16 protein-coding genes are annotated in these 16,270 nt (G+C 74.2%); 10 read left to right on the top strand and 6 right to left on the bottom strand.

Annotated elements, in window-relative coordinates:
* The first annotated feature begins 905 nt into the window (after positions 1-905).
* Complete coding sequence (locus ACFZCF_RS08875; protein ID WP_391285549.1) at positions 906-2,558, top strand: phospho-sugar mutase; 1,653 nt, start codon at positions 906-908, stop codon at positions 2,556-2,558.
* A gap of 282 nt (positions 2,559-2,840) precedes the next feature.
* Here the strand turns inward: ACFZCF_RS08875 and ACFZCF_RS08880 are convergent, their stop codons facing one another.
* The 3 genes from ACFZCF_RS08880 to ACFZCF_RS08890 all read right to left on the bottom strand — a co-directional run bounded on the left by ACFZCF_RS08880 (position 2,841) and on the right by ACFZCF_RS08890 (position 5,948).
* A complete protein-coding gene (locus ACFZCF_RS08880; RefSeq protein ID WP_388437238.1) occupies positions 2,841-3,497 on the bottom strand; it encodes a PH domain-containing protein in 657 nt (218 codons plus the stop codon).
* Between the two features lie 128 nt (positions 3,498-3,625).
* Positions 3,626-4,243, bottom strand: a complete 618-nt coding sequence (locus ACFZCF_RS08885; RefSeq protein ID WP_391285552.1) for a class F sortase — start codon at positions 4,241-4,243, stop codon at positions 3,626-3,628.
* Between the two features lie 148 nt (positions 4,244-4,391).
* Entirely contained in the window at positions 4,392-5,948 is a 1,557-nt protein-coding gene (locus ACFZCF_RS08890) for a hypothetical protein (protein ID WP_391285554.1), read from the bottom strand.
* Positions 5,949-6,284: 336 nt separating this feature from the next.
* Here ACFZCF_RS08890 and deoC point away from each other — a divergent pair, with 336 nt between their 5' ends.
* Genes deoC through ACFZCF_RS08905 form a run of 3 tightly spaced genes read left to right on the top strand, consistent with a single transcriptional unit; the run spans position 6,285 to position 9,596 of the window.
* Positions 6,285-7,244, top strand: a complete 960-nt coding sequence (deoC, locus tag ACFZCF_RS08895; RefSeq protein ID WP_391285556.1) for a deoxyribose-phosphate aldolase — start codon at positions 6,285-6,287, stop codon at positions 7,242-7,244.
* A 5-nt stretch (positions 7,245-7,249) separates the two neighbouring features.
* Positions 7,250-8,689 (top strand): aldehyde dehydrogenase family protein, encoded by a 1,440-nt coding sequence (locus ACFZCF_RS08900; RefSeq protein WP_388437252.1) that lies wholly within the window; start codon positions 7,250-7,252, stop codon positions 8,687-8,689.
* On the top strand, positions 8,679-9,596 hold the full coding sequence (locus ACFZCF_RS08905; protein WP_391285558.1) for an aldehyde dehydrogenase family protein: 918 nt from the start codon (positions 8,679-8,681) through the stop codon (positions 9,594-9,596). The genes ACFZCF_RS08900 and ACFZCF_RS08905 overlap by 11 nt, the downstream gene beginning before the upstream one ends.
* A 226-nt stretch (positions 9,597-9,822) precedes the next feature.
* Here ACFZCF_RS08905 and ACFZCF_RS08910 read toward each other — a convergent pair whose 3' ends face one another.
* Complete coding sequence (locus tag ACFZCF_RS08910; RefSeq protein ID WP_388437258.1) at positions 9,823-10,227, bottom strand: hypothetical protein; 405 nt, start codon at positions 10,225-10,227, stop codon at positions 9,823-9,825.
* Between the two features lie 52 nt (positions 10,228-10,279).
* On the opposite strand from ACFZCF_RS08910, the gene ACFZCF_RS08915 reads away from it, so the two are divergent.
* Positions 10,280-10,981: an ATP-binding protein gene (locus ACFZCF_RS08915; protein WP_388437261.1), complete on the top strand. Its 702-nt coding sequence runs from the start codon at positions 10,280-10,282 to the stop codon at positions 10,979-10,981.
* Positions 10,982-11,098: 117 nt separating this feature from the next.
* Here the strand turns inward: ACFZCF_RS08915 and ACFZCF_RS08920 are convergent, their stop codons facing one another.
* Positions 11,099-11,818 (bottom strand): SigE family RNA polymerase sigma factor, encoded by a 720-nt coding sequence (locus ACFZCF_RS08920; RefSeq protein WP_391285561.1) that lies wholly within the window; start codon positions 11,816-11,818, stop codon positions 11,099-11,101.
* A 172-nt stretch (positions 11,819-11,990) separates the two neighbouring features.
* On the opposite strand from ACFZCF_RS08920, the gene afsQ1 reads away from it, so the two are divergent.
* The 5 genes from afsQ1 to ACFZCF_RS08945 all read left to right on the top strand — a co-directional run bounded on the left by afsQ1 (position 11,991) and on the right by ACFZCF_RS08945 (position 15,708).
* Entirely contained in the window at positions 11,991-12,668 is a 678-nt protein-coding gene (gene afsQ1 / locus ACFZCF_RS08925; RefSeq protein ID WP_388437267.1) for a two-component system response regulator AfsQ1, read from the top strand.
* Positions 12,665-14,218, top strand: a complete 1,554-nt coding sequence (locus ACFZCF_RS08930) for an ATP-binding protein (RefSeq protein ID WP_388437270.1) — start codon at positions 12,665-12,667, stop codon at positions 14,216-14,218. Before afsQ1 ends, ACFZCF_RS08930 begins: the two co-directional genes overlap by 4 nt.
* Positions 14,215-14,814: a hypothetical protein gene (locus tag ACFZCF_RS08935; protein ID WP_388437273.1), complete on the top strand. Its 600-nt coding sequence runs from the start codon at positions 14,215-14,217 to the stop codon at positions 14,812-14,814. Before ACFZCF_RS08930 ends, ACFZCF_RS08935 begins: the two co-directional genes overlap by 4 nt.
* Positions 14,815-14,853: 39 nt before the next feature.
* The gene (locus ACFZCF_RS08940) at positions 14,854-15,414 is read left to right on the top strand and encodes a VanZ family protein (RefSeq protein WP_391285564.1); all 561 of its coding nucleotides are present in this window, start codon (positions 14,854-14,856) and stop codon (positions 15,412-15,414) included.
* 90 nt (positions 15,415-15,504) lie between these two features.
* Positions 15,505-15,708 (top strand): PspC domain-containing protein, encoded by a 204-nt coding sequence (locus ACFZCF_RS08945; RefSeq protein ID WP_388437278.1) that lies wholly within the window; start codon positions 15,505-15,507, stop codon positions 15,706-15,708.
* A 71-nt stretch (positions 15,709-15,779) separates the two neighbouring features.
* On the opposite strand, the gene ACFZCF_RS08950 is transcribed toward ACFZCF_RS08945, so the two are convergent.
* The gene (locus ACFZCF_RS08950; RefSeq protein ID WP_388437281.1) at positions 15,780-16,154 is read right to left on the bottom strand and encodes a hypothetical protein; all 375 of its coding nucleotides are present in this window, start codon (positions 16,152-16,154) and stop codon (positions 15,780-15,782) included.
* Positions 16,155-16,270: the final 116 nt, after the last annotated feature.

The following is a 16,270-nucleotide window of genomic DNA, read 5'->3' on the forward strand; positions in this document are numbered from 1 at the left end:
CTTCGGGGCTAGACGGACCTCGGGGTGCTGCGGCGGGCTCGGCGGTCGGCCGCTGGAGCGCGGCGCCGGGGCGACCCCCGCGGGTGCGGCGTCCGGCCACGAGCCGGCAGCCCCAGGCCACGGGCCACGGGCGGAAGCGTCGGGCCGCGGGCGGAAGCGTCGGGCTGCCGGCCGAAGCGTCGGGCTGCGGGCTGCGGGCCGCGGGCCGAAGTCCCGGGCTGCGGGCTGCGGGCCGGAGCGTACGGCCGGGGGTCGGCCTATTGCCGTCGGGTCGCGTGCCTGGGGCAGGCGTGTCGGGTGCAGGCCTTCGAGTGCGGGGCCACGGCCGCTGGGCGAGGCCTCACCCCGCTCCTTCCCGGAGCCAGGGGCTCCGTCCTGGGCCCTCGCCCCGTGCGCCGACGGGGCTGGGATCGGGCTGCGGGCCGGATTCCAGCCCTTCCGGCGCGTGAGGACCCGGCCGAAGGCGGTGCGGGGCCGGGGCGCAGCTCCGGGAATCCAGGCCCGTCGGCGTGTGAGGCGCGTCGGGGTCCGGGGCGGAGCCCCGGTTACGGGAAGGGGCGGGGTGGGGAAGGCTCCGCGCAGCGGCCACCCCCGCCCCACCACAACCCCGCACCCTCACCCTCACCCGCTCGCCAAGCCCCACCCCCGCCCGCTCGCCAAGCCGCACCCCGCACTCGCCCGCCTACCCCACCGACACGCCAGCGCCCCCACCGACACCGGCACCCACACCCACACACTGACACCGGCACCGGCACCGGCACCGGCACCGGCCGGACGTATCAGGCCCGCAGCCGGACGCCCGTAGCCGTGCTCGCCCACCGCCGACCGCCCACCCCAGACCACCACCTCCCACTCCACCCACCCCCACTTCCCTCCCCCACCCGCTCTCCGAAAGGCGCATCACCGTGACGCAGGACGACCTCCTCGCCCGGGCCCAGGCGTGGCTCGCCGAGGACCCCGATTCCGAGACCCGTGAGGAGCTCGGTGCGCTCCTCGACCGGGGGGACACCGACGAGCTGGCGGTCCGGTTCGCCGGGACGCTGCAGTTCGGCACCGCGGGGCTCCGCGGTGAGCTGGGCGCCGGGCCCATGCGGATGAACCGGTCCGTGGTGATCCGCGCCGCCGCCGGGCTCGCCGCGTACCTGAAGGCGAAGGGGCAGGCCGGCGGGCTGGTCGTCATCGGGTACGACGCCCGCTACAAGTCCGAGGACTTCGCCCGGGACACCGCCGCCGTCATGACCGGCGCCGGACTGCGCGCCGCGCTGCTGCCGCGCCCGCTGCCGACGCCCGTCCTCGCGTTCGCCATAAGGCACCTGGGCGCCGTCGCGGGCGTCGAGGTGACCGCGAGTCACAACCCGCCCCGCGACAACGGCTACAAGGTGTACCTCGGCGACGGCTCGCAGATCGTGCCGCCGGCCGACGCCGAGATCGCGGCCGAGATCGCCGCCGTACGGGCCCTGGCCGACGTGCCGCGCCCCGAGGACGGGTGGGAGGTGCTCGGGGAGGAGGTCCTGGAGGCCTACCTGGCCCGGACCGACGCCGTCCTGACGCCCGGGTCGCCGAGGAGCGTGCGGACCGTGTACACGGCCATGCACGGCGTCGGGAAGGACGTGCTCACCGCCGCCTTCGCCCGGCACGGCTTCCCGCCGCCCGCGCTCGTCGCCGCGCAGGCCGAGCCCGACCCGGCCTTCCCGACCGTGGCCTTCCCGAACCCGGAGGAGCCGGGGGCCATGGACCTGGCCTTCGAGGCGGCGCGGGCCGTGGACCCCGACATCGTCATCGCCAACGACCCGGACGCGGACCGCTGCGCCGTCGCCGTGCCGGACGCCTCCGTCGAGGGCGGCTGGCGGATGCTCCGCGGCGACGAGGTCGGCGCGCTGCTCGCCGCGCACCTCGTGCACAAGGGCGCCCGGGGCGTCTTCGCGGAGTCGATCGTGTCGTCCTCGCTGCTCGGGCGGATCGCCGAGACCGCCGGGGTCGGGTACGAGGAGACCCTGACGGGCTTCAAGTGGATCGCCCGCGTCGACGGCCTGCGGTACGGGTACGAGGAGGCGCTCGGCTACTGCGTGGACCCGGAGGGCGTCCGCGACAAGGACGGCATCACGGCGGCGCTGCTCGTCGCCGAGCTGGCCTCGGAGCTGAAGGAGCGGGACCGGACGCTGACCGACCTGCTCGACGACCTGGCGGTCGCGCACGGGCTGCACGCGACGGACCAGCTGTCGGTGCGCGTGGAGGACCTGGGCGTCATCGCGAACGCGATGGCGGCGCTGCGCGAGCGGCCGCCGGTGCGGCTGGCGGGGCTCACGGTCGTCTCCGCGGAGGACCTGACCAAGGGCACGGAGTCGCTGCCGCCGACGGACGGCCTGCGCTACCACCTGGAGGGCGACTACAAGGCCCGGGTGATCGTCCGCCCGTCGGGCACGGAGCCCAAGCTGAAGTGCTACCTGGAGGTCGTGGTCCCGGTCGCCGACGCGAGCGGGCTCGCGGCGGCCCGCGCCACCGGCGCCGAGGTCCTGGGTGCGCTGAAGAAGGACCTGGCGGCGGCCGCGGGGCTGTAGCCGGACGGCGGAGGGCCGGTACGGGGTTCCCGTACCGGCCCTCCGTCGTGTCCCGACCGCCGATCACCGCCCACTCCGACCACCCTGGCCGCAGGAGCCGAAGAGGCCGGAGAGGCCAGAGCGGATGGAGCAGCCAGACCGATCGGGCCGGTCGGAACCGCCGTCGACCTGGCCCGCGGCACTCGACGCGCGGAACGGCTCACGGGTGGGCCGAGGGTTCCTCGCCCCGCCCCGCCCCGTCCGGCCTCGCCCCGCCTCGTCCCGGCCGGGCCGGGCCGGGCCTCAGCCCGTCGCGCCGAGCACCACGAGGAGGACCAGGCCGACGACGGCCGGGGCGATGATCTCGTACGCCCAGCGGACCGCCGGCGCGCCCTGCGCCCCGGCCCGGCCCTGGTAGCGCTCGGCCATCTCCCGCAGGTCGGCGACGTTCTGGTCGCCGGCCGCGATGCGCGCCGCGGAGTCCCGGACGTCGGCGGTCACCGAGGTGCGGCCGTGGGGGTCGTCCTGGGAGGCGCGGGCGGCCTGGCGCGCCGCCTTCTTCCGCTGGCGCAGCGAGACGGGCATGGCCCACAGCTGGTACTTGGCGCCCTCGTGCGTGAAGACCTCGCTGGAGTAGCCGGCCCGGACGTCGGCGACGGCGGCCCAGGGCAGCAGGATCGAGCGGAACGGGTTGCGGATCCGGAGCCGGTCCTCGTTGGCCCGGACGGCGGGCCGGAGCGTGAAGGCGGTGATCAGCGGCACGGCGAGCAGCAGGCCGGCCAGCGCCAGCCAGGGCGTCCGGCCCTCGCCGCGCACCAGGGCGTCGCCGGCGAAGACGAGCGCCAGGGCGAGCAGGAAGACGCCTCCCGCGATCCCGAAGTTGGAACGGTAGACGCGATCGGGGGAGGTCGGCTCGGGGTTCGACCCGGAGTTCGGTTCGGAGGGCGCGGGGCTCGTCATGCCGCCGATTCTGCCTCAGGACCCCCCACGGGGCTCGGGCGCCCCGCACGCCTCCCGCCCCGCACGGCCGCGCCCCCGCCCCGCCCCCTCACGCCCGCGCCCCGCGCGCGCCCACCGCCCCCTGGGGCTCAGCCCCGCCGGACCTCGGCCAGGTCCGCGTACAGGATGATGTTGTCCGGCCGGTGGCCGTCGACGAGCTCGCCGCCGCAGGTGATCAGGCGCAGCTCGGGCCGGCGGGTGTCGCCGTAGACCTTCTCCGTCGGGAAGGCGTCCTTGTCGACCTGCTCCAGCTCGCGGACCCGGAAGACGGCGACGCTGTCGTCGGCGCGGGTCACGGAGATCGTGTCGCCGACCCGGACCTTCGCGACGTCCTTCAGGACGGCGGGCCCGCGCTCGGTGTCGAAGTGCCCGATGAGGACGGCAGGGCCGGCCTCGCCGGGCGTGACGCCCTTGCCGTACCAGCCGATCCGCTCGGCCTGGGCGACCGACGGCACCTCGACGGTCCCGTCGGCGTTCAGGCCGAGCTCCAGGACGCCCCGCGCGTCCACGCCGGCCGTCGGCACTTCGACCCGTACGGGCAGCGAGCGGGCGAGCGGCTTCACGGCCGCGGCGGCCGGCGCCGGCGCGGCCGACTCCACGATCCGGGCGGGCGGGGTGACGGCGTCGGGCGCGCCGCCGGCCGAACAGCCGGCGAGGGCGGCCATGAGCAGGACGGCGGCGGTGACGGTGGCGGTGCGGCGGCGCATGCGGGGCTCCCGGGAGGACGGGGTGCGGCCGGCCGCCGCGTGGGAGGCGGCGACCGGCCGGGGGTGGGGTGGAACGCTCCGGGCTCGGGTCAAGGGGCGGGGGACGACGGGGGTACGGGCCGGCGGCGGGCGGCGGGCCCGCGCGGGGTCAGCCGCGGACGGTGGCGGTGCGGCGGCGCATCGCCAGGAAGCCGAGGCCGGCGGCGGTCAGCGCGGCGGCACCGGCGCCGGCGGCGACGAGCATGCCGGAGTCCTCCTCGGCGGCCGGCTCGACGCCGGCGGCGACACCGCCCCGCGGGACGACGGAGGTCTGCCCGCCCTGGGCCTGGGCACCGTTCGAGGTGCCGTTGCCGTTGCCGGTGCCGGTGTTCTGCGCCTGCCCGGCCGAGGCCAGGCCCTCCACGGAGCAACCCTTCGGGAGCGACGGGAAGGCGTAGGTGCCGCCCTTGGCCTCGCCGCCCTCCAGCTTGGCGTACAGCGTCGGGGTGGCGGTGTAGGCGCCGTCGATCCGGGCGACGATGCCGGCGTTCGCGGGCAGCGAGGGGTGCGCGCGGTCGAGGACGGCGATGACCTTGTCGTCGCCGGCGGTGACGAGCTTCGCCTTCGGGCCCTTGGTGGTCATGGTCAGCTCGGCCACGGTCCCCGCGCCGACGGCGAGGTCGATCCTCTGCGGCAGGCAGTTGTCGACCTTCCCGGTCTCCATGTCGTAGGGCTGCGGGGCGGACTGCCGGGCCGCGCCGGGGACGTAGGCGGCGAAGTGTCCGGTGGACTCCAGGACGACGACGGCCTTGCCGTAGAAGAGGATCTTGCGGCCGCCGGTGTAGGGGTAGGTGAAGCCGCTGCCCTTGCCCGTGGCGGGGTCGACGGTCTGGAGGCCGATGGCGGTGCCGTTGAAGCGTGCCTCCAGGATCGTGCCGTCGACGAGCCGGTAGAAGCCGGCCTTGAGGTCGGCGGTGGTGCCGGTCCAGTTGTGGGTGGTGCCGTCCGGGTTGAGGACGAAGTACTCGGTGCTGGGGTCCCAGTCGGCGACGGGACGGCCGGCCGAGTGGAGCTCGCCGACCTTGCGGCCTCCGAGGAAGAGCTCCGCGAAGTGGTCGAGGTCCTTGAGCTTGTAGATCTTGGCGGTCCGGCCGCCGATCAGCTTCTCGGTGCGGACCAGCGTGGCGTGCTCGGGGCCCGCCTCGACGGCGGTGACCTTGCCCTCGGCGTCCAGGGTCACGGCGTACCCGGAGAAGATCCCGGTGTCCGAGGCGCCGTATCCGCCGCCCGCCTTGAGCTCGCCGAGGACGTTGGTGCCGCGCAGGACGGTCGCGGTGAAGTACCGGTGCTGGGTGCCCTTGTCGTAGACCTTGGCCGTGAGGCCCCCGTCGAGCTCCACCGTGCGGACCAGGGCGTCGGCGTCGGGAGCGGTCTCGGCGGTCTCGGCGGCCGGGGCGGGGGCCTCGGTGGCCGGGGCCGTGGTCGCCGGGGCGGCGGCGCCGGCCGACGCGGCGCCCTTCGCGGGGGCCGGGGCCGCGGTCTTCGCGGGAGCCGGCGCCGCCGTCTTCGCGGGGGCGGGCGCCGCTGCCTTCGCGGGAGCGCTCGCGGCGGCCGCCGGCGCCGGGGCCGTACCGGCGGCGAAGGCGCTGCCGGCGGTGAGGACCGGGGTGGCGGCGACGCCGGCGACGAGCGCGGTGGCGAGGGCGGTGCGAAGGGCGGTGCGCATAACGACTCCCGAGAAGTTTCGGTGGCGGATGAAGAAGAGCCGCATGCCTGGCTGATGTCTCGATCGGGGAGGGCCGGTGAGTTCTCGCTGGCTGCTGAGAAAGAATTTAATGATCTTGTATGGGGGATCGGTTCGCTCCATGTCACGGCCTCGTGACAGCCGTCACAACCCCCAGGGACCTTTCGCGGCCCACGACCGTCACGACACGCACGACACCCGCCAGGACCCCCACGGACCTTTCGCGGCCCACGACCGTCACGAGACGCACGACACCCGTCCCCGGAGGGCCTCCCCTGTACAGGTCGCTACGCGCGTAGATATGCTCGACTGGTGACCATGCCCACCACTGCATCCGCAGCAGCAGCTTTCGCCGACGTGACCGCGTCCGAGAGCACGCTGCGCCGCTTCCTCCACGGGCTGCCCGGCGTCGACGCCGTGGGCCTGGAGGCGCGCGCCGCGTCCCTCGGCACCCGTTCGATCAAGACCACGTCCAAGGCGTACGCCATCGACCTGGCCATCTCCATGATCGACCTGACGACGCTCGAAGGCGCGGACACCCCGGGCAAGGTCCGGGCCCTCGCCGCCAAGGCCGTCCACCCCGATCCGACCGACCGCACGACCCCGACGACCGCCGCCGTCTGCGTCTACCCCGACATGGTGGCCACCGCCAAGGCCGCCCTCGCGGGCTCGGACGTCAAGGTCGCCTCGGTCGCCACCGCCTTCCCTGCGGGCCGCGCCGCCCTCCCCGTGAAGCTGGCCGACACCGCCGACGCGATCGCCGCGGGCGCGGACGAGATCGACATGGTCATCGACCGCGGCGCCTTCCTGGCCGGCCGCTACCTGGAGGTCTTCGAGCAGATCGCCGCCGTCAAGGCCGAGTGCGGCGACCGCGCCCGGCTCAAGGTGATCTTCGAGACCGGCGAGCTGTCCACGTACGACAACATCCGCCGCGCCTCCTGGCTCGGCATGATGGCCGGCGCCGACTTCATCAAGACCTCGACCGGCAAGGTCGCGGTCAACGCCACCCCGGCGAACACCCTCCTCATGCTGGAGGCGGTGCGCGACTTCCGCGCGCAGACCGGCGTGCAGATCGGCGTGAAGCCGGCCGGCGGCATCCGCAACACCAAGGAGGCCATCAAGTTCCTGGTGCTGGTCAACGAGACCGCGGGCGCGGACTGGCTGGACAACCACTGGTTCCGCTTCGGCGCGTCCAGCCTGCTCAACGACCTGCTGATGCAGCGCCAGAAGATGGCCACCGGCCACTACTCCGGCCCCGATTACGTGACGGTGGACTGATCGACATGACCTCCCCCTTCGAGTACGCCCCCGCGCCCGAGTCGCGCGCGGTCGTCGACATCGCCCCGAGCTACGGCCTGTTCATCGACGGCGAGTTCACCGACGCGGCCGACGGCAAGGTCTTCAAGACCGTCTCCCCCTCCACCGAGGAGGTCCTCTCCGAGGTCGCCCAGGCGGGCGAGGCGGACGTGGACCGCGCGGTGAAGGCCGCCCGCCGGGCCTTCGAGAAGTGGTCCGCGCTGCCCGGTTCCGAGCGCGCCAAGTACCTCTTCCGGATCGCCCGGATCATCCAGGAGCGCAGCCGCGAGCTGGCCGTCCTGGAGACCCTGGACAACGGCAAGCCGATCAAGGAGACCCGCGACGCGGACCTCCCCCTGGTCGCCGCGCACTTCTTCTACTACGCGGGCTGGGCCGACAAGCTCGACCACGCCGGCTACGGCGCGAACCCGCGCCCGCTGGGCGTGGCCGGCCAGGTCATCCCGTGGAACTTCCCGCTGCTCATGCTGGCGTGGAAGATCGCCCCGGCGCTCGCGACCGGCAACACGGTCGTCCTGAAGCCCGCCGAGACGACCCCGCTCTCCGCCCTGTTCTTCGCGGACGTCTGCCGCCAGGCGGGCCTGCCCCGGGGCGTCGTCAACATCCTCCCCGGGTACGGCGACACCGGCGCCGCCCTGGTCGCGCACCCGGACGTGAACAAGGTCGCCTTCACCGGCTCGACCGCCGTCGGCAAGCGGATCGCCCGCACGGTCGCCGGCACCGACAAGAAGGTCACCCTGGAGCTGGGCGGCAAGGGCGCCAACATCGTCTTCGACGACGCCCCCATCGACCAGGCCGTCGAGGGCATCGTCAACGGCATCTTCTTCAACCAGGGCCAGGTCTGCTGCGCGGGCTCCCGCCTGCTGGTCCAGGAGTCGATCCAGGACGAGCTGCTCGACGCGCTCAAGCGCCGCCTGTCGACGCTCCGCCTCGGCGACCCGCTCGACAAGAACACCGACATCGGCGCCATCAACTCCGAGGAGCAGCTGGCCCGGATCACCTCCCTCGTGGAGCAGGGCGAGGCGGAGGGCGCCGAGCGCTGGACCGCCGCCTGCGACCTCCCGGAGGCCGGCTACTGGTTCGCCCCGACGCTCTTCACGGGCGTCACCCAGGCGCACACCATCGCCCGCGACGAGGTCTTCGGCCCGGTCCTGTCGGTCCTGACCTTCCGCACCCCGGACGAGGCCGTCGCCAAGGCCAACAACAGCCAGTACGGCCTCTCCGCCGGCATCTGGACGGAGAAGGGCTCCCGCATCCTCGCGGTCGCGAACAAGCTCCGCGCCGGCGTCGTCTGGGCCAACACGTTCAACAAGTTCGACCCGACCTCGCCCTTCGGCGGCTACAAGGAGTCGGGCTTCGGCCGCGAGGGCGGCCGCCATGGCCTGGAGGCGTACCTCGATGTCCGATAAGTCCGAGCAGAACCGTCCGTCCGAGCAGAACCGTCTGAGCGTCTTCAAGACCTACAAGCTGTACGTCGGGGGCAAGTTCCCCCGTTCCGAGAGCGGCCGGGTGTACGAGGTGACCGACTCCAAGGGCAACTGGCTGGCGAACGCCCCGCTCTCCTCCCGCAAGGACGCGCGGGACGCGGTCGTCGCCGCCCGCAAGGCGCAGGCCGGCTGGGCCGGCGCGACCGCCTACCTGCGCGGCCAGATCCTCTACCGCGTCGCCGAGATGCTGGAGGGCCGCCGGGACCAGTTCGTCCGCGAGGTCGCCGACGCCGAGGGCCTGTCGAAGTCGAAGGCGGCGGCCCAGGTGGACGCGGCCGTCGACCGCTGGGTCTGGTACGCGGGCTGGACCGACAAGATCGCGCAGGTCGTCGGCGGCGCCAACCCGGTGGCCGGCCCCTTCTTCAACCTCTCCACCCCGGAGCCGACCGGCGTCGTCACCGTGATCGCCCCGCAGGAGTCGTCCTTCCTGGGCCTGATCTCGGTGATCGCCCCGGTCATCGCGACGGGCAACACGGCCGTCGTCGTCGCCTCGGAGAAGGCCCCGCTCCCCGCCCTGTCCCTGGGCGAGGTCCTGGCCACCTCCGACCTTCCGGGCGGCGTGGTCAACATCCTCTCCGGCAAGGCCTCCGAGATGGGCCCGCACCTCGCGGCCCACCTGGACGTCAACGCGATCGACCTGACGGGCGCGGACGCCGACCTGGCCCGCGACCTGGAGATCGCGGCGGCGGAGAACCTGAAGCGGGTCCTGCGCCCCCGCGCCGAGGACTTCGCCGAGTCCCCCGGCACGGACCGCATGACCGCCTTCCTGGAGACGAAGACCGTCTGGCACCCCACGGGCTCCCTGGGCGCGAGCGGCTCCTCGTACTAGTTCCGCTCCGCGGGGCCCCCGGGTGCGCACCCGGGGGCCCCGCGCGTCTCCGCGATCCTCCACGGGATCCGGTCGCACCGGGGGGCTCGGCCGGGGGGAACCCACCTGCGTCCCCCAGGGCGTGCGTCCGCACAGCGGCGTCCGGGAGACCGGCGGTCCGGCGGAGCCGCACCGCGCCGCGCGGGGCACGGAGCCCGCCGCGACGGGCGAGGGCCGAAACGCCCGGCTACGGAAGCAGCTTCTGCGTCAGCGGACCCGCGACCGGCAGGTCGGCCACGGCCCCGCCCTTCGTGACGTGGTCGGTGACCAGGTTCGTGCCGACCGGCTTGAAGTCGGCGACCTGGGTGCCGATGCCGTTGGCGAGCGGGTCGACGCCGGTGTTGGCCAGCGGGTCGAGCTGGAGCCGGGTCAGCGGGCCGATCCCGTGGGTCACGCCGGTCAGCGCGCCCGCGCCGGCCGCGGCGGCGTCCGTGCGGCTCAGCGAGTCCACGGGCAGCGGCACCGCGGTGCCCGGCACGGCCTGGGCGGCGGCGGCCGCCCCGAGGACGGCGGCGCCGGCCGCGGTGACGCCGAGGCCTGCCCTGAACAGGAGGCCGCGACGGGGGTCCTTCGGCTCTGCGTGACGCGCCATGGGGTTCCTTCCAAGGGGTGAGCGGGCGGCCACCGACAGTAGTGGAGATGTGATGCTCGATACCAACGGCCCTCTTCGGTGGTCCCCTGGACGGGGGAATGCCTCACACTGGTGTTCCGTGAGTTCCCAACCGATCCCGACCCGGGTCGTCCTGCTCGCGGGCCCCTCCGGCTCCGGCAAGTCGTCCCTCGCCGCCGTCACCGGCCTCCCGGTCCTGCGCCTCGACGACTTCTACAAGGAAGCCGGCGATCCGTCGCTCCCGCTCGTCGAGGGAAGCGGTGACGTCGACTGGGACTCCCCGCGCTCCTGGGACGCGGACGCCGCCGTCGCCGCGATCGTCGAGCTGTGCCGCACCGGCCGCACCGACGTCCCGGTGTACGACATCGCCAGCAGCTCCCGCACCGGCGGCGACCGCCTCGACATCGGACGGACCCCGCTGTTCGTCGCGGAGGGCATCTTCGCCGCCGAGATCGTCACCCGCTGCCGGGAGCTCGACGTGCTCGCCGACGCGCTCTGCCTGCGCGGCCGCCCCTCCACCACCTTCCGCCGCCGCCTCCTGCGCGACCTGCGGGAGGGCCGGAAGTCGGTCCCGACGCTGCTGCGCCGCGGCTGGCGCCTGATGCGCGCCGAGCGGGCCATCGTCGCCCGCCAGACCGCGCTCGGCGCCCACCCGTGCGCCAAGCCGGAGGCGCTCGGCCGCCTCGCCGCCGCCGCGGCGGGCCGTCACCGGACCCCGGCGGGCAGCGCCACGTGACACGACGAAGCGGGCCGTACGAGACCCCCCGGACTCGTACGACCCGCTTCGCTCTTCCTCAGGCCCCTGTCTCCCCCGTGGGGCCTCCCCCGTGTTTCCCCCGTGTCCCCCCGGCCCTCAGGCGACCAGCTCGCCGAAGGACTCCTCCTGGTCACGGCCGAAGCTCAGCACCTCGTCCTCGCGCAGCCGCCGCAGCGACCGCCAGATGCTCGACTTCACCGTGCCGACACTGATGTCCAGGATCTCCGCGATCTCCGGATCGGTCCGGCCCTCGTAGTAACGGAGCACCAGCATGGTCCGCTGGAGCTCGGGCAGCCGGGCCAGCGCCTGCCACAGCACCGCGCGCAGCTCGGTGCCGCGCATCGCGTCCGTCTCGCCGACCGTCTCCGGCAGCTCCTCGGTCGGGTACTCGTTGACCTTGCGCCGACGCCAGGCGCTGATGTGCAGGTTCGTCATCGTGCGGCGCAGGTACCCGCCGACGGCGGCCTTGTCGCTGATCCGGTCCCAGGCGCGGTACGTGGAGAACAGCGCGCTCTGGAGCAGGTCCTCGGCCTCGAAACGGTCACCGGTCAGGTGGTAGGCGGTGGCGTACAGGGAGGCCCGGCGCTCCTGGACGTAGGCCGTGAACTCGGCCTCCGACCCGGCGCGCTCCCCCGTGGCCTCCCCGTACGCCGCTCCCCCGTCAGCGACGGCGACCATGTACGGCGCCTTGCGCTGACGCCCGACGGTACGAACGCACCCCCGTCCGTTCACACCCCCGGACTTCTCGGTGTTCCGCACGACGTCGTGGAGCCGCGTGACGACTGCGCTGGATGTGGTGCTGTGCAGTGCGTTCATCTCGCGCCCCCCTGTCGGTCGGAGTCTGTGTTTCGGTCCGTGTGCCAAGAAGCTTGCCCGGCGGACTTCATGGCGTTGTCCGCCGACTGTCACAGACGTGTCACAGGGGCGGTCGCGGAAGCGCGCCTCCGGGCGGTCGAACTCGGACCGCTCATGAGCCAGAATGACGTCCGTGCCTTTTCTGCTGCTGATCGAGGACGACGACGCCATCCGCACGGCCCTCGAACTCTCCCTGTCCCGGCAGGGCCACCGGGTGGCCACCGCCGCGTCGGGCGAGGACGGTCTGCTGCTGCTCAAGGAGCAGCGGCCCGACCTGGTCGTGCTCGACGTCATGCTGCCCGGCATCGACGGCTTCGAGGTGTGCCGGAGGATCCGCCGCACCGACCAGCTGCCGATCATCCTGCTCACCGCGCGCAGCGATGACATCGACGTGGTCGTGGGCCTGGAGTCCGGCGCCGACGACTACGTCGTGAAGCCGGTGCAGGGGCGCGTCCTCGACGCCCGGATCCGGGCCGTGCTGCGGCGCGGCGAGCGGGAGTCGACGGATTCGGCGAGCTTCGGGTCGCTGGTGATCGACCGGGCCGCGATGACGGTGACGAAGAACGGCCAGGACCTGCAGCTGACCCCGACCGAGCTGCGGCTGCTGCTCGAACTGAGCCGGCGGCCCGGACAGGCGCTGTCCCGGCAGCAGTTGCTGCGGCTGGTGTGGGAGCACGACTACCTGGGCGACTCGCGCCTGGTGGACGCGTGCGTGCAGCGGCTGCGGGCGAAGGTGGAGGACGTGCCGTCCTCCCCGACCCTCATCCGTACCGTGCGGGGCGTCGGCTACCGGCTGGACGTCCCTGCGTGACCCGGGGGAACAAGGGGGTCTTCGCACGGCTGCGGCTGTCCAGCCTGCGCCTCCGGCTCGTCGTGGTGTTCGCGCTCGTGGCGCTGACGGCGGCCGTGTCGGCTTCGGGGATCGCGTACTGGCTGAACCGGGAGGCGGTACTCGGGCGCACCCAGGACAGCGCGCTGAACGACTTCCGGCAGGAGATGCAGAACCGGGTGGCGACGCTGCCGCTGCGGCCGAACCAGGAGGATCTGCGGCGCACCGCCGAGGAGATGACGGCGGGCAGCGCCGGCTACCAGGTGCTGCTGCTCGGCGAGCGGGCCGCGGGCAAGCCGATCGTGGCCGCCTCGGACCCGGACGCGTTCACGCTGGCCGACGTGCCGGTGCCGCTGCGGGAGGCGGTGGACACCCGGCGGCCGGTGACGGACGCGAACCCGTACCCGTACCACCTGTTCTGGCAGCGGGTCGAGCGGGGCGGGACGCCGTACCTGGTGGGCGGGACGCGGATCGACGGCGGCGGTCCCGCCGGTTACATGTTCAAGTCGCTGGCGGCGGAGAAGGCGGACCTCGACTCGCTTGCGTGGTCGCTGGGGATCGCGACCGGCCTCGCGGTGATCGGTTCGGTGCTGCTCGCGCAGGTGGCGGCGACGACCGTGCTGCGGCCGGTGCGCAGGCTCGGCGAGGCGGCCCGGCAGCTCGGCGAGGGCAAGCTGGACACCCGGCTGCGGGTCTCGGGCGCGGACGAACTGTCCGATCTGTCCCGCACGTTCAACAGCGCGGCGGAGAACCTGCAGAAGAAGGTGGCGGACATGAGCGCCCGGGAGGAGTCCTCCCGGCGGTTCGTCGCCGACATGTCGCACGAGCTGCGGACCCCGTTGACCGCGCTGACGGCGGTGACGGAGGTCCTGGAGGACGAGCAGGACTCCCTCGACCCGATGATCGCCCCTGCGGTCGCCCTCGTGGTGTCCGAGACCCGGCGGCTCAACGACCTGGTGGAGAACCTGATGGAGGTGACCCGCTTCGACGCGGGCACCGCCCGGCTGGTCCTGGACGACGTGGACATCGCCGACCAGATCACCGCGTGCATCGACGCGCGGGCCTGGCTGGACGCGGTGGACCTGGACGCGGACCGCGGCGTGGTCTGCCGGCTGGACCCGCGCCGGCTCGACGTGATCCTGGCGAACCTGATCGGGAACGCGCTGAAGCACGGCGGCTCCCCGGTACGGGTCTCGGTCCGCACCGAGCCCGCGGGCGAGGACGAGGAGGACCTGGTCATCGCGGTGCGCGACCACGGCCCCGGCATCCCCGAGGAGGTGCTGCCGCACGTCTTCGACCGCTTCTACAAGGCGAGCGCGCAGCGGCCCCGCTCGGACGGCTCCGGCCTCGGCCTGTCGATCGCCATGGAGAACGCGCTGATCCACGGCGGGACGATCTCCGCCGCCAACTCGACGGACGGGGACGGCGCGGTGGACGGCGCGGTGTTCGTGCTGCGCCTGCCCCGGGACGCGTCGGCGGTCGCCCGCGACCTGGGCACCGGCACCCGGCAGGGCGGAGGGGTGGACGCGTGAGGCTGCGGACGGTGGCGGTGGCGGCGCTCCTGGCGCTGGCGGTGCCGGTCACGGGATGCGGGATCCGGACGACCTCGGTGCCGGTGGACGCGGGCGCGGCCCCGTCCCGGGTGCCGTGCAACGTGGCGGAGGCGGCGGCCCCCGCCACGGGGGTACCGGTGCGGGCGTTCCTGGTGTGCGGTTCGCAGCTGGAGCCGGTGGACCGCAGGTCACCGCTGCCGGAGGACAAGGCGAGCGGCGATCCGGTGCGGACGGCGTCGGCGCTGCTCGCGCAGCTCCTCGCGGAGCCCTCGGACGCCGAGCGGCAGGCCGGATTCACCACGGCGGTACGGGCTCCGCTGTCGGTGGCGGGCGGCCGGGCGGGCGACCCGGAGGGGACGCTGCGGCTGAGCCGGCAGCCGGAGGACCTGGCGCCGGCGGCGCTGTCGCAGCTGGTGTGCACCTTCGCGGAGAGCTCGGCGGGCGCGGGCGGGCACACGGTGCTCCTCGCGGGCCCGGGGGCGTACCCGCCGAAGCGCTACCGCTGCACGACGGAGCTGCGGGAGCGGCCGGAGTCGGCCCCGCCGACGGCGCCCGCGCCGACGCCGGCGGGCTGAGGCGGAACCGTTCGCGGCGCGGGCGGCGTCTTGGGGGGCGTGCAGCGTGAAGGTTCGGGCGGGAACGCCGCCGTGGTCGTCCGCGTGATCGGGTCCGTGTTCCTGGTCGCGCATCTGCTGCTCGTCGCCTGGGGCGGTCTGCTCCCACGGGACGTGGCCTGGGTGACCGCCCCGAACACGGTGCCGCTGGCCGGGCTCCGGGCCGATCTGGCCCTCGGACCGGCCGAGGCGGCCCGGCTGATCGCCGAGGGTCTGCTGCTGCTCGCCCCGCTGGGGGTGCTGCTCCCGATGTGCGAGGGGCGGCTCGACGTCTCGGGGTGGGGTTCGCTGATCCGGACGACGGCGGCGGGGGCGCTGGTGTCGCTGGCCCTGGAGCTGTTGCAGACGGCGGTGCCGGGGCAGGTCGTGGACGTGGACTCGGTGTTCCTGAACACCCTGGGGGTGGCGCTCGCGCACCTGCTGGTGGTGCCGGTGGCGCGGAGCCGGATGCGGCGCCGGCGGGCGTCCCGGGAGGTGCGTCCCCAGGGTCGTGTCGTGGCCGGGAACGAGAGGGCTCGGGGTCGCACCCCGAGGATTCCCAGGGTTCCGATCGCCCGGTAGGCCGACGTCGAAGGGCGGGCGCGGGCGGCACCATGGAGATATCGGGAGGCCCGAAGGAGCGGCCGCCCGTATCAGACGAAGGAGCCCACCATGGCCGCACTTGTCCGCCCCCGTGAAGGCCGGATGATCGGCGGGGTGTGCGCGGCGCTCGCCCGGCGCTTCGGCACCTCCGCCCTGACGATGCGGGTCGTCTTCCTGGCCTCGTGCCTGCTGCCCGGCCCGCAGTTCCTGCTCTACCTGGCGCTCTGGCTGCTGCTGCCGAGCGCGTCGCGGACGAAGGCGACGGCCTGGTAGCCGCCGCACGCCGAAGGGGCGCGGACCCGGACGGACCGGGTGCGCGCCCCTTCGGCATGGGGTGGTGCGGGTCAGCCGATCGGCAGGCCGCCGGCGCCGAGCGGGAGGCCGCCGAGCAGGCCGGTGACCTGGCCGAGCGGGGTGGCGCCGAGGGCGCCGGTGGCGGCGTCGGTCGGCAGGTTCTGGGTGACCTGGCCGGCCGCCCCGGGGAGGGTCTTCACGCCCTGGTCGAGGCCCTGGCCGAGGGCGCCCTGACCGGCGGTGAGGGACTCTCCGGCGCCGTCGGGGAGCTGGGTGAGGCCCTCGCCCAGCGGGGCGACCTGGCCCACGGTGGACAGGGCGTCCACGCCGTCCAGCGGGGCCGCGGAGGCCGTGCCGGCGGCGGCAGCGGCGAAAGCGGCGCCGAGGGCGGCGACACCGAGCTTCTTGGCGGCAGACTGCTTCATCTGAAAATCATCCTTGGCTTGGAGGGCTGAGCTTCGGGCCGTCAGGAGAACAAATCCGGAACAGGGGAATCCGGACATGCAGAGCAGCTCCGCAAACTAACCGCCCCGCCTCCGCT

Source organism: Streptomyces sp. NPDC007945 (assembly GCF_042958885.1).
In the GTDB taxonomy this organism is placed as follows: Bacteria; Actinomycetota; Actinomycetes; order Streptomycetales; family Streptomycetaceae; genus Streptomyces.